The sequence below is a fragment of the Streptomyces sp. GbtcB6 genome, from assembly GCF_019091475.1.
Taxonomy (GTDB): domain Bacteria; phylum Actinomycetota; class Actinomycetes; order Streptomycetales; family Streptomycetaceae; genus Streptomyces; species Streptomyces hyaluromycini.
The window spans coordinates 74,482-92,127 of record NZ_JAGXJL010000030.1 but is presented as its reverse complement, the minus strand read 5'-3'; the positions used below and the strand labels follow the sequence as shown (position 1 = coordinate 92,127).

The window sequence follows — 17,646 nt, the reverse complement described above, 5'->3', positions numbered from 1 at the left end:
GCGTCCTCGAACCACCTGATGGGAGCACCACATGGCCAGCGGACTCGACGGGCGCGGCGTCATCGTCACCGGCGCGGGATCGGGGATCGGGCGGGCCACCGCCCTGGCCTTCGCCAGGGAGGGTGCCCGGGTCCTGGTCGCCGACCTGAACGCCGAGGCCGCGGGCACGGCGGTCGAGGAGATCGAGAAGGCGGGCGGTACGGCCGTGGCCGTCACCGGCGACCTCAGCGAGCAGTCCGTGGTGGACCGGGTGGTCGCGACCGCCGTGGACCGGTTCGGCGGGGTGGACGTCCTGGTGAACAACGCCGGGATCATGGACCGGATGTCGGCGCTCGCGGACGTCGCCGACTCGGAGTGGGAGCGGGTGATACGCGTCAACCTCACCGCGCCGTTCCTGCTCACCCGGGCGGTGCTGCCCCACATGCTGGCGGCGGGCCGGGGCGCGATCGTCAACACCGCCTCCGAGGCCGGCCTGCGCGGCAGCGCGGCGGGTGCCGCCTACACGGCCTCGAAGCACGGTGTCGTCGGCCTGACCAAGAGCCTGGCGGTGATGTACCGCAACCAGGGCATCCGGGCCAACGCGATCGCCCCCGGCGGCACCAGGACCGGTATCAGCGTCGACCCGGAGGACGGCGCGCACGGGCCGGCCGCGCTCGGCCCGTACTTCGGCAACGTGGGCCAGGTCTCCGAGCCCGAGGATCAGGCGGCGGCGATCGTCTTCCTGGCCTCGGACGCGGCCGGCAGCATCAACGGCGCGATCCTGCCGGTGGACAACGGCTGGGCGGCCGTCTGACCCGCACCGCCGAAGGCGCGGCCGCCCTGCCCGCGGTGCCGGCGGCGGCCGGCCGGCCCGGTCAGTCGTCCCCGGCGAACTGCTCCGCCAGCCGCTCCCCCTCCGCCTCCGCCGCCTCGCGGTCCTCGATGGGCTGGATCCCGGAGTCCTTGAAGACGATGTAGGTGACGCCGGACGGCACCCCGCCCACCCGCGGGTCGGGGTTCACGCCAAGCGCCTTCGCGGTGGCGTAGGAGGCCTCGCCGATGATGTCGCGCGGTCCGGTGTCGCCGACGACGGCGTACTGCACCCGGTCCTTGTAGATGACCGCGGCGACCGCGCCGCCCCGGATCCCGGACGCCCGGTGGTTCCAGCGGCCGCTGACGCCGGGTACGACGACATACGGCAGCTCCTCGGCGTTGAGCTGGCCGCCGTCGGACTGCTGGAAGGCGGTGGCGGCGAAGAACGCCGGGTCGGCGGTGCGGTTGCAGTGGGCGGTGGCCCGGCCGTCGCAGTCGATGTCGAGGTCGGCCTTCCAGAAGACGGCCTGCCGGGTGCCGCACACGGGGACGGTGGCGGCGGTACCGGCGTCCGAGCGGTAGCGGCCCTTGGAGACCTGGGCGCAGTCCTGCACCCGGGCCAACAGGTCGGCGGCGGTGATCCGGTGCCGGTCACCGGGGGCCGCGTAGGAGACCGCGGGGGCGGGCAGTGTGGCCGGGGCGAGCAGGGCGGCGCCGGCCGCGGCCAGCGTCAGCGACTGGACACGCACGATGAGGGACCCTTTTCGTGGGGGACATGGAGTCACCGGAACAATCTGGTGCGGGTCCGGCGGCCGAGCCAGCAGGCGAAGGCCGTACAGGGCCGTTCGGAGCAACGAAACTGACACTTCGTGAGAGGCAGCCGAGGGCCGGGGCGCTGAGCCGGTGTCAGCCCAGGCCGCCCCGGCCGCCCGTGCCGGCGCGGGATCAGCGACGACAGCGTTCCGCGCCACAAGCGCGAACTCCCCTGTTCTCCGGGGAAGTTCGACCGCAGGGCACTCAGCATACGTAACTCTCCCCCGCCGTCTGCAATACGGCCCTCTTGATGTCCGCATCCCGGGCAGGCCATATTGGTCCGGACCATTGCCGTGCTGCCATCCCCGGGGAGGCGGAACCGTGCGCCGAGTTGCCGTCGTGGTCTGCGTCCTGTTGTCGGTGTCGTCCTGCGGCTGGGGCGGGGCCGCCGACGGTGACAGCGGCCGGCTGCCCGGTGCCCCCACGGGGGTCACGGCGGCGGCCGGAAGCGCCACCAGCGTGCACGTCATGTGGAACGCGCTGCCGGACGATTCCGGGATCCGCGGCTACGAGGTATATCGCGGCACCACGAAGGTCGAGGAAGTGCCGGGGTCCGAGCACATGGTGGACGTCACCAGGCTCAGGCCGTCCACGGTGTATGTGTTCACCGTGCGGGCCCGGGGCGGGGACGGCAGCCTCGGACCGCGCAGCCGTGCGGTGCGGGCGACCACACCGGCGATGGTCGCGGCGGACCGCTCGGCGCCGACCCGTCCCGCGCGGCCGGACGGCCGGGCCGTGGGCAGCCGTGCGGTACAGCTGTCCTGGGGCGCCTCGAAGGACGACCGGGCCGTGGTGTCGTACGAGATCTGGCAGGGCGGTGCCAAGATCCACAGTGTGGGCGGGAACCAGACCGCGACCGTGGTCACGGGGCTGCGGCCGGGCACCCGCTATGTCTTCACCGTCCGGGCCCGGGACGCGGCCGACAACCTCTCGCCCGCGAGCACCGCGCTGCGCCTCACCACGCCGGGCACGGGCGACGGCCGGGACACCGCGCCGGCCTCCTTCACGGCACGGACCCACGAGGAGAGCGGGGCCTACTACCTCGACCTGGCCTGGGATCCGCCGCAGGTGGACGGTGTGGTCACGGAATACCAGATCCGGCTCGACAGCGGTACGAGCACCTCCCTGGTGTGGGGAGGCACCCCGCCGAAGGGCCGTGCGACCTATAGCTTCTATGTGGGCCGGGACCATGGGGTCGTGCACCGGGTGCGGCTCCGGGCGCGGCTGCCGGACGGCACCTGGGGCGGTTGGTCGGTGGAGCGGACCGTGACGACGGAGGCCTGACGCGCATCCGGGCCTGGGCCGGACGGGGGAAGAAGTCACCTGACCGGTCGCCCTCCGGGTGCGGGACACGGCGGGGCCCCTTTCGCTGAACCTGTGGCAGCACGGGCGTTTCCCGACCCTCGGCGGCGCAAGGGGTTCCGCCAACCGTGCCGCCGGAGGACAGCCCATGCGCACTACCCGACTTCTCCTCCGCTCCGGCCTGACCCTGGCGGCCGCCGCCGCGTTCCCGGCCTGGCTCGCCGGCCCGTCCGCCGCGCTCTCGGGCATCTCGGTGAGCACCATCGGCACCCAGGTCTCGGTGGTCACCAGCGCCTGCACCCAGAGCAACGGCAGCTGGGGCAACGCCTCGCTGCTCAACAGCGGTCAGACCGCCTTCGCCCAGGGACGGCAGGTGGCCCTGGCGGGCACCACCGTGAGCCAGTCCGCGGCCTGGTCGGGGGTGCCGTCGGGCACCTACACGGTGGTCGTCGTCTGCTCCAACGGCGGGACGGCGGGCACCCAGTCGGTGATCGTGTCCGGAGCCGCCGTCGCGCCGACGACCTCCTCCACCACCAGGTCGGCCACCCCCGCCCGGGGCGTGATGGGCGGTCTGGGCGGCGCCGCCCGCGACTACGGGCCGCTCACGCTGGGCATCGGCGCGGCGCTGGTCGGCTCGGGCGTCATCGCGACGGGCTGGTACCTGCGCAAGCGCTCGAAGCCGTACCGGCTCTGAGCGCTCCGCTGGAACTGCCGCGATACGCCGTCTGTCGGCTGCGGCGCCGTCGTGGCTGGTCGCGCCCACGCGGCGGCAGCCGCATATCGGATCCGGCCCCGCGCCCCTTACGGGGCGCTGCCCTCAGGGCAGGTCAGGCAGTTCGCCGAACTCCTCCAGCGCGTGGCCGAGCCACTGCGTCCAGAAGGTCTCCAGGTCGATGCCGGCCCGCAGCACCAGATGGCGCAGCCGGTCCTCGGGGGCGTCCTTGCCCGGCGGGAAGTCGCGGCGCTGGATCTCCTCGTACTCGGCCAACTGCCGCCGGTGCAGCTCCAGATGGCGGCGCAGGTCGGCTTCGAGACCGTCGGTGCCGACGACCGCGGCCGCGCGCAGCCGCAGCAGGAGCACGTCCCGCAGCGGCCTGGGGTCCTGGGAGGCGGCGGTCCAGCGGGCCAGTTCGGCGCGGCCCGCCGGCAGGACCTCGTAGCTCTTCTTCTGCCCGCGGGCCGGCTGCTCGGCCGACAGCGTGCGGATGTAGCCCTCCGCCTCCAGTTTTCCGAGCTCGCGATAGATCTGCTGGTGCGTGGCCGACCAGAAGTAACCGATCGACCTGTCGAACCTGCGGGTCAGCTCAAGCCCCGACGACGGCCTTTCGAGCAGGGCGGTGAGGATCGCGTGCGGGAGTGACATGGGCTCATCCTAGGGACGGCCGCTCACAGGGCGGCCGCCAGCTCGGTGCCCTGCTTGATGGCCCGCTTGGCGTCCAGCTCGGCGGCGACGTCGGCGCCGCCGATGAGGTGCGCGCTGCAGCCGGCGGCGACCAGCTCCTCGTACAGACCCCGGCGCGGTTCCTGCCCGGTGCACAGCACGACGGTGTCGACCTCCAGGACCGTGCTCTCCCCGTCGACGGTGACGTGCAGTCCGGCGTCGTCGATCAGGTCGTACTGCACGCCCGGGACCATGGTGACGCCGCGGTGCTTGAGTTCGGTGCGGTGGATCCAGCCGGTGGTCTTGCCGAGTCCGGCGCCGACCTTGCTGGCCTTGCGCTGGAGCAGGTGGACGGTGCGCGGGGGCGCGGGGCGCTCGGGGGCGGTCAGACCGCCGGGGCCCCGGTAGTCCATGTCGACGCCCCAGTGCCTGAAGTACGTCGACGGGTCGTCGCTCGCCTTGTCGCCGCCGTCGGTGAGGTACTCGGCGACGTCGAAGCCGATGCCGCCGGCGCCGAGGATCGCGACGCGGTCGCCGACGGGGGCGTTGTCGCGCAGCACGTCGAGGTAGCCGAGGACGCGGGGGTGGTCGATGCCGGGGATGTCGGGGGTGCGCGGGGTGACGCCGGTGGCGACCACGACCTCGTCGTAGCCGGTGACGTCCTCGGGCTCGACGGTCGTGTTCAGGCGTACGTCCACGCCGTGGGCGTCGAGCTGGTGGCGGAAGTAGCGCAGGGTCTCGTCGAACTCCTGCTTGCCGGGGACCTTGCGGGCCACGTTCAGCTGACCGCCGATCTCGGCCGCGTTGTCGAACAGGGTTACCTGGTGGCCGCGTTCGGCGGCGGACACCGCGCAGGCGAGGCCGGCCGGTCCGGCGCCGACCACCGCGACGCGCTTCTTCAGCCGGGTCGGGGCGAGGACCAGCTCGGTCTCGTGGCAGGCGCGCGGGTTGACCAGGCAGGAGGTGATCTTCCCGCTGAACGTGTGGTCCAGGCAGGCCTGGTTGCAGCCGATGCAGGTGTTGATGGCCTCGGGCGTACCGGCCGCGGCCTTGGCGACGAAGTCGGGGTCGGCGAGCATCGGGCGGGCCATGGAGACCATGTCGGCGAAGCCCTCGGCGAGCAACTCCTCGGCGACTTCGGGGGTGTTGATGCGGTTGGTGGTGACCAGCGGCACGGACACCGCGCCCATCAGCTTCTTGGTGACCCAGGTGTAGGCGCCGCGCGGGACCGAGGTGGCGATGGTCGGGATGCGGGCCTCGTGCCAGCCGATGCCGGTGTTGATGATGGTCGCCCCGGCGGCCTCGACGGCCCTGGCGAGGGTGATCACCTCGTCGAGGGAGGAGCCGCCGGGGACCAGGTCCAGCATGGACAGCCGGTAGACGATGATGAAGTCGTCGCCGACGGCCTCGCGCACCCGGCGGACGATCTCGACGGGGAACCGCATCCGGTTCTCGTACGAGCCGCCCCAGCGGTCGGTCCGCCGGTTGGTCGGGGCGGCGATGAACTCGTTGATCAGGTAGCCCTCGGAGCCCATGATCTCGACGCCGTCGTAGCCGGCCTGCCGGGCGAGGCGGGCGGCACGGACGTAGTCGTCGACGGTGCGCTCGACGTCGGCGTCGGTCAGCTCGCGGGGCGGGAAGGGGCTGATGGGGGCCTGGAGGGGGCTGGGGGCGACCAGGTCGCGGTGGTAGGCGTACCGGCCGAAGTGCAGGATCTGCATCGCGATCCGGCCGCCCTCGCGGTGCACGGCGTCGGTGACGGCCCGGTGCTGCTCGGCCTCTTCCTCGGTGGTGAGCTTGGCGCCGCCCTCGTACGGCCGGCCCTCGTCGTTGGGTGCGATGCCGCCGGTGACGATGAGGCCGACTCCCCCGCGGGCCCGGGCCGCGTAGAACTCCGCCATCCGTTCGAAGCCGCGCTCGGCCTCCTCCAGGCCCACGTGCATGGATCCCATGAGCACGCGGTTGGGCAGCGTGGTGAAGCCCAGGTCGAGGGGTTTCAGCAGATGCGGGTAACGGCTCATCGGGGCCTCCGTGCGCGGTGTCGTCACAGCAGTTGTAGAGGACCGCGCACGGATTATGCAACTAGTTGCACAATGACCTCGGGGTGACGTGTCTCAGATCACCGGTCACCGGCTTTCGAGCAGGACGTGCAGCTCCCTCTCCTGGTCGCCCGAGGCGGAGGACAGGTTGCGTACGGCGAACAGGGAGTCGAGGGTCGTATGGAGCCGGCTGATCGCCCAGTAGCCGCCCTGCGCGTCGGCCTCGACCGTGGCCGAGAGCCGGGGCGGCGGGGTGCACTCGTGGGCGTCGGTGACCTCGAACGTGCCGAGCCACACCATCGGGCGCGTCTCGTGGAGCTGTTGCGGCACGTCCTCGGCGGCCCGGTCGGACTCGAAGCACTGGCACAGCGCGTCGAACACGATCCGGGCGTCCTCCTTGTTGCATCCACTGATCTCGAGGGAGACGGGTTCCTCGTGCATGCGCACACGGTCCATCGTGATCGCTCCTCTCATGGCGATGGCGCGGTGCCACGGGTTCCCCCGCGAACCGCGCCATGCCAACAGAAAAGCACCGATTTCCGGGCGGTGCACCACCCGTCAGGAGCAGCCGCCGAGGACTCAGCCTCGGGTGAACTTGTAGGTCTTGCTGTCCGTGAGGATGCAGATGCTCGGCGACATCACGACGACGCGCAGGGTGCCGGTGCGCCGGTCGTAGTCGATGCCCTCGGCCTCGAAGGTGCCCGAGCAGGAGCTGCGCAGCGGGAGCTGGCGCAGCGCGGTGACATGCCCGGTGACGTTGCCGGAGCCGGGCTGGGCGGACAGGTCGATCTGCAGGAGCGGCTTGGTGTAGCCGAAGAGGCTGCCGTCCGGGTCGTCCGAGGAGCACAGCAGCGTGGTGGCACTGGAGAAGTCGCAGCCCTGCACGTCACGCACGGCGTGGTCCAGGTTGACGACGGACGCGAGCGGGAGGTTCGCGGACGGCGAGGTGCTCTTGTTGGCGCCCGGCGTCGGGAAGGCCAGGAAGCGGGTCATCGTGCCGTACTCGCCGGAGAGCATGTACTGGCTGTCGGGCGTGATGGCGGCCCAGGAGTTGTTGAGGGCCTCGCCGGAGGCGAGCGTGTGGACGTACTCCGACCAGGTGCCGTCGGGAGCCTGCACCCGGTACATCTTGGCGGTGCCGGAGTCCGCCTGGTAGGGCTCGACGTAGTAGCCGTCGTAGGACTCGTCGGGGTCGCCGACGTGGTTCCAGCCGCGGCTGGAGACGCTGATCGGGATGGTGCCGATGCCGGTGTACCGGTTGGGGCTGTTGGCCGGGACCTCGACCGAGGTCAGGCCCTGGCTCTCGGTGAGCGCATCGGCATGGTCGGAGCCGGTCTCGGTCCAGGTGTCGGCCGCGGAGGCCGGGGCGGCGGTCGCGAGGACCATGGTGGTGGCGAGGGCGACCAGGGCGGTCAGGCCTGCGCGACAACGTTGCCGGGGGGACGCGGGCATGGAAGCCTACTCCTCGGTATCAGGGGGGTGGGACGCGCGTGCGCCGGTCAGTCTGGCGCGGGCCCACCGGACATGTACAGACCAATGACGGGACGGGAAAGTGAACTCACACCTCTGCCGCCCCTCTGGTCGCTTCGCCATACGGATGCCGCCTTGTTGAGAGATGGTGGAAAAGTCGGCGGCGGCGTCGGAGAGTCGGGTGTGAGCGCGATAGAACAAGGGGAGTCGGCACGGGGGACGACGTGCCGTGCGGAGGTTCGAAGGCGGTGCGTGCGATGAGTCCAGCCGAGGCTTCGGTGCCGGGGGGCCGGGAGCCCGTGCGCGGACCCGTGCGGCCGGGCGGGCTGCTGGACGTCCTGAGCGTGGCCTCGGTGGTGCTGGACGCCAAGGGGCGCATCGTGCTGTGGAGCCCACAGGCGGAGGAGCTGTTCGGCTACACGGCGCGGGAGGCACTGGGCCAGTACGCGGCCCGGCTGATGGTGGACGAGCGCCACATCGAACTGGTCGGCAAGCTGTTCGCCGACGTGATGAGCACCGGGCGGAGCTGGGCCGGCGGTTTCCCGATCCGGCACAAGGACGGCACCACCCATGTGGTCGAGTTCCGCAACATGCGGCTGATGGACGACAACGGCGACGTGTTCGCGCTGGGTCTGGCCGCCGACCAGTCGACGGTGCGCCGGCTGGAGCAGGACGTGGCGCTGTCCGAGCGGATCGTGAAGCAGTCGCCGATCGGACTGGCCGTCCTCGACACGGAGCTGCGGTTCGTGTCGGTCAACCCGGCTCTCGAACAGATGAACGGCGTCCCGGCCGAGGAGCACGTGGGGCGGACGATCCGCGAGGTGCTGCCCTCCCTGGACGCCGACGCCCTGGAGTCGGCCTACCTGCGGGTGCTGCGCACCGGTGAGCCGGTCATCGACGAGTCCGCGGTGGGCCGTACGCCGGCCGACCCGGACGAGGAGCACATCTGGTCGGTGTCGGTCTACCGGCTGGAGGACGCGCTGGACAACGTGCTGGGCGTGGCCACGTCGGTGGTGGACATCACCGAGCCGTACCGGGCCGGGGTCGAGGCCGAGCACGCGCGCCGCCGCCTGGCCGTGATCGCCGACGCCTCCGCCCGCATCGGCACCACCCTGGACCTGGAGCGCACCGCCCGGGAGCTGGCCGACGTCGCCGTCCCGGAGCTCGCCGACTTCGCGGCCGTGGACCTGCTGGACACGGTGGTCGAGGGCCGGCGCAGCACGCTCGGCCCCGGCGAGCCGGCCGTGCTGCGGGCCCTCGCCGTGCGCGCGGAGCAGGAGGCGGACGCGGTCCAGGCCGCCGCCGCGCCGGGCACGGTCGCCCGGTACGCGCCGGACCGGCTGATCACCGAGTGCGTGCGGACCGGGGAGGCCGTCGTCGTCCCGCAGGTCAAGGACGGGGACCTGGCGCGGATCGCCCCCTCCCGGGAGGCCGCGATGCTGCTGGCCCGGGCCGGGGTGCACTCGTATCTGGCCGTGCCGCTGATCGCGCGCGGCGAGGTGCTGGGCGCCCTCGATCTCAGACGCACCCGCAATCCGGCCTCCTTCGACGACGACGATCTGCTGCTGGCCCGGGAACTGGCGGCGCGGGCGGCCGTGCAGATCGACAACGCCCGCTGGTACCAGAACGCCCGCACCACCGCCCTGACCCTCCAGCGCAGCCTGCTGCCCACCCATCCCCGGGTCACCCCGGGCCTGGAGGTCGCCTCCCGCTACCAGCCGGCGGGCGCCACCGTCGAGGTGGGCGGCGACTGGTTCGACGTCATCCCGCTGGACGGCGACAGAACGGCCCTGGTGGTGGGCGACGTGATGGGCAGCGGCATCAACGCGGCCGCGACGATGGGCCGGCTGCGCACCGCGACGACCACCCTCGCCGCCCTCGGCCTCGATCCGGCGATGCTCCTCGAACACCTGGACAAGACCACGTCGGGCCTCGACCACTCCATCGCGACCTGCGTGTACGCCGTGTACGACCCGCATCTGCGCCGGTGCCGGATCGCCAACGCCGGCCATCTGCCGCCGGCCCGGGTCCGCCCCGGCCGGCCGCCGGAACTCCTCGACCTGCCCACCGGGGTCCCGCTGGGCGTGGGCGGTATCCCCTTCGCCACCACGACCGTCGACTTCGAACCCGGCGACGAGCTGGTGTTCTACACCGACGGTCTGGTCGAGACCCGCAGGCACTCCCTGGACGAACGGCTGGACGAGCTGCTGGCCCTGCTCGACGATCCCGCCCGCCCGCTGGAGGAGGCCTGCGACCTGCTGCTGCGGGAGCTGCACCACCCCGACAACCACGACGACGTGGCGCTGCTCATCGCGCGGGCACGGGAACTGCCGTGACGGAAAGGATCAAAGGCCCCGGATTCATCGAATTCACAGGGACTCATTACCAGGTTCTTATCGGCGGACTCCCACAATTCACAGAGAGGCATGCATCGCGCGATGCCGCGTGCCGTTCGCCGATGGGAGCGAGCCGTGACGCACGAACCGGAGCAGGAAGACCGCCGTGACGTCGACGGAACCGAACCGTCGATCCCCCCGATGCCCGACCGTCCCCCGCAGGCCGCCCCGGAGTGGGAAGTCCTCTCGGGGCCGGGACCGGACCACGAGCCGGGCGCGCCACTGCGCGACCGGTGGCGCCGCCAGTCGATCCGCGTGCGCGCGGTGACCGTGGCCTTCGTCGCCGGGGCGCTCGCCCTGGGCGGCACGGTGGCGTTCGCCGCCGGCTCCGGCGACAGCGGCTCCGCCACTCCCCCGGCCGCCTCCGGTACGCCGTCGGCACCCCCTTCGCCGGACGGGCGGGGCCCCGGACACGGCTGGTTCGGCATGGGCGTGCACGGCGAGGCGACCGTCAAGGACCCGGACACCGGCAAGTACGTGGTACGGGTCTGGCAGCGGGGCACCGTCCAGAAGGTGGACGGCGACCAGGTCACGGTGAAGAGCGACGACGGCACGTCCTGGACGTGGACCGTGGGCTCGGACGTCAAGGTGCGGGGCGACTCCGACGCGCTGAAGAAGGACGCGACGGCCTTCCTGATCGGCACCCGCGGCGGCGACGGCAAGCTGACCGCGTCCGGCGCCCTCTCGGGCGACTTCATGGGCATGGGCCGCGGCGGCATGCACGACCGCGGCGGCCCGTGGCAGCGCCCCGGCGACCGCTCACCGTCACCGAGCCCTTCGGGGAGCGGGGCCACCACCTAGGGCCTAGAGTTCTGAGAGCGCTCGGGTGTTGGCTCCAAGACTATGGTTTTACGGTGCCCCGACCGGCCGTCAGAGGCCAGCCTCGGTGATGATGCGGTCCATCCATGCCCTTGGCAGCACAGGGTTGGCCGCAGCGTCCTCGGCGACCCTGGGCTCCGGGTCCACCAGCAGTCGCTCCAGCAGGTCTGCGCTGACATTGGGATGCCGGGCCACTCCCGCGCGCATGAATGACTCCTCGCAGTCCCCGAACCGCCGCAGCTGCGCAACGGGCAGCTCGGGGTCCTTCAGGGCGAGGATGCGCACCCTCGGGTCCCGCTCATCCACGAGGTCGCGCAGCTCCTCGCGTGGGAAGTTGGGGTGGTCCACCAGCAGGGGCCGGACGTGGGAGCGCTCGCCGTGGGCTCGGATCAGTCGCAGCAAGACCTCTGGCGCTGTGTCGGGTCGGTGGGCGGCGGTGCGGCGGACGGACACGTCCGGATCTTCGTCCAGCGTCTGCCAGGCTGCCTCCGGCAGGTCCCGGCTGGCTGCCAGGATCCGCCGGAACACCGCGTGCGGGCAGTCGATGTAGGTCAGTCGCTCGGCGAGGGGTGCGTCCCGCAGCCAGCTCGGTTCGTAGGGCGACCAGTGGAGAGCGAGAGCGGCTTCGTCGCTGCCGGTCGCGTCCTCGGCCTCCACCAGCGCGAGCAGTAGGTCCCGGGTCTCGGGGGTGACGTGGCGGCTGTAGGCCACCGCGACACGCACGGATGGGTCTGCACTGTCCTGCAGGCGGGACACCATGTCGGAGGTCAGGTGCGGATTGCCGGCCACGGCGTGCAGCACCGTCTCGTCCCCGGTCGCCAGCAGCCGGTCGAACTGGTCGAACGTCAGCGGGATACGACACGCAACGTTGGCCCGGATGGCCGGATCGGCGAGGCAGCGCTCGTAGTACTCCGGAGGGACACCCGGGTCCTTGGCTTGGGTGGCCGCGGCCCGCACCTCGGGGTCCGGATCGGTGAGCAGCGTCAACTGCACGACGATCGGCCGCTCCCGCCAGGTCTGCGCGACCATCGCGCGCAGCTTGGGATCGGAGCTGGCCGCGAGTTCCGCCGGCGGCTGGCCATAGGCTTCGACCAGGTCGTCGATGCTCATTGGCACCCCGCGCTCCACCATGGTCCGGACGAAGTCCGCATGGGCATCGCGGATCGCCGGATCGGGATGCCCGGCGATCCGGCGGCGCATCGCCGGGGAGACCTGGTTTCTGTTCAAGAGCACCGCCGAATCCCTGCCGCCGTGCGTCAGCAATGCCTCGGCCACCGCATCCGGCAGCTGCCCCCTACGCAAGGTCAGCCCGTGCCGACCCGCTTCGTGCGCGGACAGACGCACCAAGACGTCAGGCGATGCGGCCGGGTTCCGTCCCAGCCCGGACAACTGCGGTTGCTTGAGATGGACCATGCGTCCACGCTAGCCGAGCCCTGGCAGCAACCTTCGTCCTGCCGACTTGTGCCGTCGACCTCCGACGCGCCCACACAGTCTTACCGGTGCTCTCGGTTCTCACCGACATCTCCTGGCATTTCGATCAAGAACCGATGTCAGAACTCGCCGACATCCACTCTCCGCTTCCGCCTACATAGCCAGCCAGTCATCTGTGTTGCGGTGACGGACGAGTCCGACTGCGTCGAACTCGTCGACGTGATTGCCCTTGGCAGCGCCGAGTCGCCGCAGCGCCTGGGAGATCGGAGTGCCACTCGTCGGCCACGGCTCCCCTTCGGCCAGGCACAACGGGCCAAGGACCATCTTCCCGGCATCCCAGACCTGCGCACTCTGAGTCCCTGCCCCTCCGAAGTACTCGGCCTCGACGTAGGCCACCGGTCCTGTTTCCGAGCACACGGTCAGCAGACGATCGAAGCCTGCTGGCGCCTTCCAGAACCCGTCGAGTTCGGGTGCTCCGGCGACCGTGACCGCATCGAACAGCGCGTCGGTCATCGGCAAGAGCCAGAGGTGCTGGCCGAGAGGAACGATGCACGCCTCTGTGATGGAGCCGGCCAACTCGCGGAGCATGGATTCGGTGGCGATGACCGCCTGCAGGCAATACATCCGCTCATTCTCGCCTGGTCGCTGATCGCTGCTAGATGCTGGGTATGCCGAGGTCGGCCGGTGCGACCCTGGCGAGTCGACGGGTCTGGTCCCGCCTCTGGCCCAGGAAAGACAAGGTCAGGTCGATTCCTTCGAGCTCACCGAGCCACCCCTCTGCTTCGGCTCGGGCTCGGCGGGTCAGAAGGTCGACTTCGATCTCGTCGAGGCGGGGCAGCATCTTCGGGTTAATGTTGATCATGGGACATCTCAGACAGGCGTGCTCATGCTGGCAAGGTGTCGAGTAGGAGCGAGCGCATCCTCCCAACTCGACTTTGCGCTGGTCGAAGTGCTGCTCGAAGCCGAGCCATTCGGGTTCGGTAACCGGCCGGTACTCGTCGGTTGGCCTGGCTCGGCGGCGCCGGTCGAGAAATCCCTGGTAGTGCCGGACGACGTCCTCGTTGAACACGGCGACGTAACCGCGAGTCGTTTGAAGATTCAGATGTCCGAGTAGGGCGGCTCCGATGTGGATCGGGAGCCCGCTGTCGACCAGTTCCGTGGCCAGGAGTCGGCGAAAATCGTGCGGCGTGAAGCTGGTGGCAAGGAAGCCGGGGTGCTGTTCGGCGAGCTCGACGCAGTGGCGCGTTGGAACAAGAACGGCATGGGCGGGCTGCTCTGCCGTTCCTTCGGGTCGTAGCGGGGCAGCAGCGGGATGGTCTGGCCGCCGGTGGTGTGGCGGCGGACGATGGCCGCGATGACAGCAAACAGCTCGGCCGACATGGGGATGACGCGTTCCCGGTCGCTCTTCGAGGGAGCGACTACGAGCAAGGCGATGACCTCGCCGTTGGGCCGTTGATACTGCCGGATGCTGAGATGGGCAAGTTCCAGGGCCTCCTCTATACGCACGCCTGAGTGCCGCCGGACCTCAACGATCGCCCACTCCCAGAATGCGGCGTCCTCTGCATGCGTGGCGTTGATGTACTTGCCGCTGTCCAGTTCGCGGACGCGGACGTTCGCCAGTCCTCCGAGCCGGACGCGGCGTTCATCCACCCGGCTCCACAGGCGCCGGTAGGTGCGGCCCTCCAGGGTGATGGTCTGTCCGCCAGTTGCGTCCGCGGCCCGAGCAGGAGGCCACGGAGGTGGCCGTACCGGTTCTCCAGGTGTTCCACGAGGGTGTTCAGCAGCGGTTGCCGTTGCCGGGTGCGGTCGTCCATGCGTTCCTTGACGCGTCGTTCGCGGATCCCGTAGCCGCGGACCTCGGCGTCGGAGACCGGACAGGGCGCCACCCAGATCGCCCACTGCTCGGGTTCCGCCGCGGCCCACGCCTGGAGATCTGCGTAGAAGGCGCGGACGGCCCGAAGAATGGGGTCGAAGTCGCGCTGCCCTTTGCCGTCGACGCGGACTGCGACCCGCTCGCGCCACCGTTGGTAGATCTCGCCGTCGATGTGTCCGCCACGTGGTACTGGTGGAAGTGCACCGAGTGGCCATCGGTTGCGGACCAGGTGACGGGGAAGCCGACGCCGGGGCCGAAGTACGCGGCGCGAACGCAGGCGCGCTGCGAGACCGTTCTCCGCTCGCTCTACGACTTCCACCGGGAGGAAGGCGCTGGGCCGGTCCTCAACCTGTTCCTGCTCGATCGCGGACGCCGCTCGGGCCGCGCGAACGCCGGCCATCTGCCGCCGCCTCCAGCGGCTCTCTGTCCGCCCCGAACCCGACCGAGGACTCGGGACGGACAGCGCACGCTGGCGTCGGTGATGTCCGAACTCATATTCATATCCGCAGAGTTGAGGACCGTACGACGTCGCCGCCGCCGAGAAACGTGTTGATCCGTGCATCTGGCATGTGGATGCTTCGTACCGATCCACCCACCGAATACGGAGGCACATCCATGAGACCGACCCGCGCCGCAATGCTGATCGCCGCGACCGTTCTGACGCCCGCCCTTCTCTTCACCGCACCGGCCTTCGCCGCCGACGCGTCCACGCCGACCACGCCCGTCACCACCACGCCTGCCACGGCCTGCCCGGACGTCTCGTCCGGCACCGGGACCCCGGTCGACGAGCTGACGGACGACCAAGTCAGGGCCGCGATCCAGGACATCCTCACGGACGACAACGCCGGGACGGGCGTGCTGCGCGAGGCCAACGAGGCGCTGAGCGGTACGGCGGAGGACATGCGTGCCTTCCTTGAGACGGGATGCCGCCTCGCCCAGGCCGAGGACGACTCCGTCGCGGTCGCCCATGTCCTCGCCGTGGCCACTCAGAACGGTGACAAGAGGGTGATCAAGGCGGCCAACGCCGCCCTCGACGCCAACACCCCGGAAGCGCTGCGTGCCTTCCTGGAGACGGGGTACGCCCAGGCCCAGGTCGAGGACGACTCCGTGGCCGTGGCACACATCCTGTATGTGGCCACGCAGAACGGTGACAAGAGGGTGATAGCGGAGGCCAACGCCGCCCTCGATGCCGGTACCGCCGAAGCCCTGAGCTACTTCCGGTGGACCGGATACCGGCTCGCGCAGGCCGAGGACGACCGCGTGTACATCATCCACATGCTCACGGACCCGAACATCAGCGACGCCATGTACGACGCGATCCAGGCGGTCCTCGACGACGGCAGCCCGGAAGCCCTCCGCTACTTCCGCACCGTCGGCCAGTACGAGATCGACAGCTGAGCACAGCACAGCCGCGGAAACCCAACCGACCGGGCCGGCCCGCGCCGCACGCGGCCCGGCCCGGCCCGGCAACGCGGCAGACGCGGGTCCGCGCAGCCCCGCGTCTGCGGCATGAACCGCCGGACAGGCCCGCCGCAAGCGGGCCGTCGCCGAAGGCTGGCAGGGCGAGATCGAAGGAATCGACCTGACGCTCAATTTCCTCCGCAGCAAACGCGAGCAGACCAGCCGCTTCGAGCGGACCGGACCGGTCCCACTCGGGCTGCCCGCGCCCCGCCGACGACAGCAGTGACGGGCTCCGGCATCATGGCAGACCATCGGAGTTGGTCATCGGGGGAGCCGTCATGCAGTTCGTCGTCCACGCGCAGCCGGTCGGACGCGCCTCGACCAACTACATCGCGCGCGCCGATCTGGCCCCCTTTGGCCTGGACGGACAGGTCGAGCAGCTCTGACTCAAGGCGGTCAACGACGGGAGCTACGAGGTCGCCTGCATTCCGTTCTCCACCTACGGGATTGCCCTGGGCGACGTTGTGGTGCTCAACGACGACGACTACGTCAGCGAGGTGGTCACGAACTCTTGGCATCCCACTCTGCGGCTCCTCTTCACTCCTGATCTGCCGCCCGCCGATCTCCAGAAAGCCGCTGACAAGATCAAGGAAGAAATCATCGCGGCAGACCTTCTGAGTGAGTGGAACGGCGCACGCTTCGTCGCCGTCGATGTCCCGCCCGACGTCGAACCCTCCGGACTGTTCGCCCTCATGGAGGCAGCAGTCAACGCCGGCCACGCCTTCTGGGAGTGGGCTGACGCAACACCGTTCGCCAGCCCTTCGTGACACCGTTGGTCCAGAATCAGGGCATGGATGTCCCCAAGCTGCTGGAAGCCGTCTCCCTGCTGGTCCCCGAAGAGATCGCTACCGAGAACGACATCACGATCAACGACGTTTGGGACTACCTCACCCACGATGAGTGGGAGGTGGCCTTCGGGCTGCTGGAGGGACTCGGCGACGTCCACCCGCTTCCGCTCAGCTTCTGGGAGACCCTCGCCACGGCCGCCGAGCAGATGCAGCTGGAGAGAAGCGCGGCCTGGTGCCACTGGCGCTGCTACGAAACCCGCAACGGGACCATCCGAGCTGACCTCACCCTCCGACCGGCCAGCGAGAGCCGACGACAGCCCCCCTTCTCCGGAGCCGGCGTTCTCCGGCCGATGTGGAACATCGGAAATCGCACCCCGACCGGCGAACCGACCCTCAACATCGCGAGCGTCTGGCTCGAATCCACGCCCTTCCTAGGACCCGGCGAGCGAGCCTCGGTGCGACTCGCCCCCCTTGACCCCTCACAGTGGCGCCACCTCAAGCCCGACCAAACGATCACCATGCACGAAGACCGGACCATCGCTGGAACGGCTGTCGTCCTGGAAGTCCACGGCCATTGAGTGGCATGCGCCGTTGCTCCCTCCGGTCCGGAGCCGTCGCCGGCCGGCTGACGTCCTTTTGGGGTGACGCGTCGAGGCGGCGTCCGGTGTTCGGGCCGGACGCCGCCTGCGTGGTCGGGTGTGGCCCGGCGGTCAGTAGCCGACGCCGCGCACGCCGCCTGCGGCGCGGATCGACTCACCCGTCACCCAGTGCGAGTCGTCCGATACGAGAAAGACCGCGACCGGTGCGATGTCCTCGGGCTCACCGAAGCGGCCGAGCGGTGTACCGGCAATCAGCTTTTCACCGAGTTCACCGGCGAAATTGCCGTCGGTACCGGGCGTGTTCGTGTGGCCCGGCAGGATCGAGTTCACCCGGATTCCGCGCGGTCCGAGTTCGCGGGCCAGTGCGAAGGTCATCGTGTCCACGGCGCCCTTTGTCGCCGAGTAGACGCTGGAGGCGAGGTAGGGATCGGTGCTGAGAATTGATGATGCTGCCGCCGGCGTCTCCGAAGTGCTTCACCGCT

18 protein-coding genes and 1 pseudogene are annotated in these 17,646 nt (G+C 70.4%); 9 read left to right on the top strand and 10 right to left on the bottom strand.

Going from position 1 to position 17,646, the window contains the following annotated elements; translation table 11 throughout:
• Window positions 1-31 precede the first annotated feature (31 nt).
• Window positions 32-793 carry an SDR family NAD(P)-dependent oxidoreductase gene (locus tag KVT45_RS37485; RefSeq protein ID WP_217553651.1) on the top strand — a complete coding sequence of 254 codons (762 nt, stop codon included), beginning with the start codon at window positions 32-34 and terminating at the stop codon, window positions 791-793.
• Between the two features lie 61 nt (window positions 794-854).
• On the opposite strand, the gene KVT45_RS56775 is transcribed toward KVT45_RS37485, so the two are convergent.
• A complete protein-coding gene (locus tag KVT45_RS56775; protein WP_308310982.1) occupies window positions 855-1,541 on the bottom strand; it encodes a glycoside hydrolase family 75 protein in 687 nt (228 codons plus the stop codon).
• Between the two features lie 385 nt (window positions 1,542-1,926).
• Here KVT45_RS56775 and KVT45_RS37475 point away from each other — a divergent pair, with 385 nt between their 5' ends.
• Together KVT45_RS37475 and KVT45_RS37470 are read left to right on the top strand one after the other, a co-directional pair.
• Complete coding sequence (locus KVT45_RS37475) at window positions 1,927-2,889, top strand: fibronectin type III domain-containing protein (protein WP_217553649.1); 963 nt, start codon at window positions 1,927-1,929, stop codon at window positions 2,887-2,889.
• A 166-nt stretch (window positions 2,890-3,055) separates the two neighbouring features.
• Window positions 3,056-3,601, top strand: coding sequence for a hypothetical protein (locus KVT45_RS37470; RefSeq protein ID WP_217553648.1), 546 nt, complete (start codon window positions 3,056-3,058; stop codon window positions 3,599-3,601).
• 123 nt (window positions 3,602-3,724) lie between these two features.
• On the opposite strand, the gene KVT45_RS37465 is transcribed toward KVT45_RS37470, so the two are convergent.
• From KVT45_RS37465 to KVT45_RS37450, 4 genes are all read right to left on the bottom strand, one after another.
• The gene (locus tag KVT45_RS37465; RefSeq protein WP_217553647.1) at window positions 3,725-4,270 is read right to left on the bottom strand and encodes a PadR family transcriptional regulator; all 546 of its coding nucleotides are present in this window, start codon (window positions 4,268-4,270) and stop codon (window positions 3,725-3,727) included.
• 23 nt (window positions 4,271-4,293) lie between these two features.
• Window positions 4,294-6,309, bottom strand: a complete 2,016-nt coding sequence (locus tag KVT45_RS37460) for an NADPH-dependent 2,4-dienoyl-CoA reductase (RefSeq protein WP_217553646.1) — start codon at window positions 6,307-6,309, stop codon at window positions 4,294-4,296.
• A gap of 105 nt (window positions 6,310-6,414) precedes the next feature.
• Window positions 6,415-6,783 (bottom strand): hypothetical protein, encoded by a 369-nt coding sequence (locus KVT45_RS37455; RefSeq protein ID WP_217553645.1) that lies wholly within the window; start codon window positions 6,781-6,783, stop codon window positions 6,415-6,417.
• A 123-nt stretch (window positions 6,784-6,906) separates the two neighbouring features.
• A complete protein-coding gene (locus KVT45_RS37450) occupies window positions 6,907-7,779 on the bottom strand; it encodes a hypothetical protein (RefSeq protein WP_217553644.1) in 873 nt (290 codons plus the stop codon).
• Between the two features lie 275 nt (window positions 7,780-8,054).
• On the opposite strand from KVT45_RS37450, the gene KVT45_RS37445 reads away from it, so the two are divergent.
• The gene (locus KVT45_RS37445; RefSeq protein ID WP_217553643.1) at window positions 8,055-10,133 is read left to right on the top strand and encodes a SpoIIE family protein phosphatase; all 2,079 of its coding nucleotides are present in this window, start codon (window positions 8,055-8,057) and stop codon (window positions 10,131-10,133) included.
• 135 nt (window positions 10,134-10,268) lie between these two features.
• The gene (locus KVT45_RS37440) at window positions 10,269-10,994 is read left to right on the top strand and encodes a hypothetical protein (protein ID WP_217553642.1); all 726 of its coding nucleotides are present in this window, start codon (window positions 10,269-10,271) and stop codon (window positions 10,992-10,994) included.
• A 69-nt stretch (window positions 10,995-11,063) separates the two neighbouring features.
• On the opposite strand, the gene KVT45_RS37435 is transcribed toward KVT45_RS37440, so the two are convergent.
• From KVT45_RS37435 to KVT45_RS56765, 4 genes are all read right to left on the bottom strand, one after another.
• Window positions 11,064-12,425 (bottom strand): hypothetical protein, encoded by a 1,362-nt coding sequence (locus KVT45_RS37435; RefSeq protein ID WP_217553641.1) that lies wholly within the window; start codon window positions 12,423-12,425, stop codon window positions 11,064-11,066.
• A 171-nt stretch (window positions 12,426-12,596) separates the two neighbouring features.
• Window positions 12,597-13,067 carry a hypothetical protein gene (locus KVT45_RS37430; protein WP_217553640.1) on the bottom strand — a complete coding sequence of 157 codons (471 nt, stop codon included), beginning with the start codon at window positions 13,065-13,067 and terminating at the stop codon, window positions 12,597-12,599.
• A 31-nt stretch (window positions 13,068-13,098) separates the two neighbouring features.
• Window positions 13,099-13,596 (bottom strand): integrase, encoded by a 498-nt coding sequence (locus KVT45_RS56770; protein ID WP_368857561.1) that lies wholly within the window; start codon window positions 13,594-13,596, stop codon window positions 13,099-13,101.
• On the bottom strand, window positions 13,542-14,093 hold the full coding sequence (locus KVT45_RS56765) for a hypothetical protein (protein WP_254647906.1): 552 nt from the start codon (window positions 14,091-14,093) through the stop codon (window positions 13,542-13,544). The genes KVT45_RS56770 and KVT45_RS56765 overlap by 55 nt, the downstream gene beginning before the upstream one ends.
• An 89-nt stretch (window positions 14,094-14,182) precedes the next feature.
• Between KVT45_RS56765 and KVT45_RS56760 the strand changes: the two genes are divergently transcribed.
• From KVT45_RS56760 to KVT45_RS37410, 4 genes and pseudogenes are all read left to right on the top strand, one after another.
• On the top strand, window positions 14,183-14,869 hold the full coding sequence (locus KVT45_RS56760) for a hypothetical protein (protein ID WP_254647905.1): 687 nt from the start codon (window positions 14,183-14,185) through the stop codon (window positions 14,867-14,869).
• A gap of 62 nt (window positions 14,870-14,931) precedes the next feature.
• Complete coding sequence (locus KVT45_RS37420) at window positions 14,932-15,714, top strand: ALF repeat-containing protein (RefSeq protein WP_217553639.1); 783 nt, start codon at window positions 14,932-14,934, stop codon at window positions 15,712-15,714.
• Window positions 15,715-16,184: 470 nt separating this feature from the next.
• Window positions 16,185-16,544: pseudogene (locus KVT45_RS37415) on the top strand (DUF4265 domain-containing protein); the annotation flags it as partial.
• Window positions 16,545-16,567: 23 nt separating this feature from the next.
• Window positions 16,568-17,143, top strand: a complete 576-nt coding sequence (locus KVT45_RS37410) for a hypothetical protein (protein ID WP_217553638.1) — start codon at window positions 16,568-16,570, stop codon at window positions 17,141-17,143.
• Between the two features lie 132 nt (window positions 17,144-17,275).
• Here KVT45_RS37410 and KVT45_RS37405 read toward each other — a convergent pair whose 3' ends face one another.
• Window positions 17,276-17,605, bottom strand: coding sequence for an SDR family NAD(P)-dependent oxidoreductase (locus KVT45_RS37405; protein ID WP_217553682.1), 330 nt, complete (start codon window positions 17,603-17,605; stop codon window positions 17,276-17,278).
• Between the last annotated feature and the right edge of the window lie 41 nt (window positions 17,606-17,646).

Coding starts and splice junctions, on each gene's coding strand:
- KVT45_RS37485 (WP_217553651.1), top strand. CDS start 32: ATGGCCAGCGGACTCGACGGGCGCGGCGTCATCGTCACCGGCGCGGGA.
- KVT45_RS37470 (WP_217553648.1), top strand. CDS start 3,056: ATGCGCACTACCCGACTTCTCCTCCGCTCCGGCCTGACCCTGGCGGCC.
- KVT45_RS37465 (WP_217553647.1), bottom strand. CDS start 4,270: ATGTCACTCCCGCACGCGATCCTCACCGCCCTGCTCGAAAGGCCGTCG.
- KVT45_RS37460 (WP_217553646.1), bottom strand. CDS start 6,309: ATGAGCCGTTACCCGCATCTGCTGAAACCCCTCGACCTGGGCTTCACC.
- KVT45_RS37455 (WP_217553645.1), bottom strand. CDS start 6,783: ATGGACCGTGTGCGCATGCACGAGGAACCCGTCTCCCTCGAGATCAGT.
- KVT45_RS37450 (WP_217553644.1), bottom strand. CDS start 7,779: ATGCCCGCGTCCCCCCGGCAACGTTGTCGCGCAGGCCTGACCGCCCTG.
- KVT45_RS37445 (WP_217553643.1), top strand. CDS start 8,055: ATGAGTCCAGCCGAGGCTTCGGTGCCGGGGGGCCGGGAGCCCGTGCGC.
- KVT45_RS37435 (WP_217553641.1), bottom strand. CDS start 12,425: ATGGTCCATCTCAAGCAACCGCAGTTGTCCGGGCTGGGACGGAACCCG.
- KVT45_RS37430 (WP_217553640.1), bottom strand. CDS start 13,067: ATGTATTGCCTGCAGGCGGTCATCGCCACCGAATCCATGCTCCGCGAG.
- KVT45_RS37420 (WP_217553639.1), top strand. CDS start 14,932: ATGAGACCGACCCGCGCCGCAATGCTGATCGCCGCGACCGTTCTGACG.
- KVT45_RS37410 (WP_217553638.1), top strand. CDS start 16,568: ATGGATGTCCCCAAGCTGCTGGAAGCCGTCTCCCTGCTGGTCCCCGAA.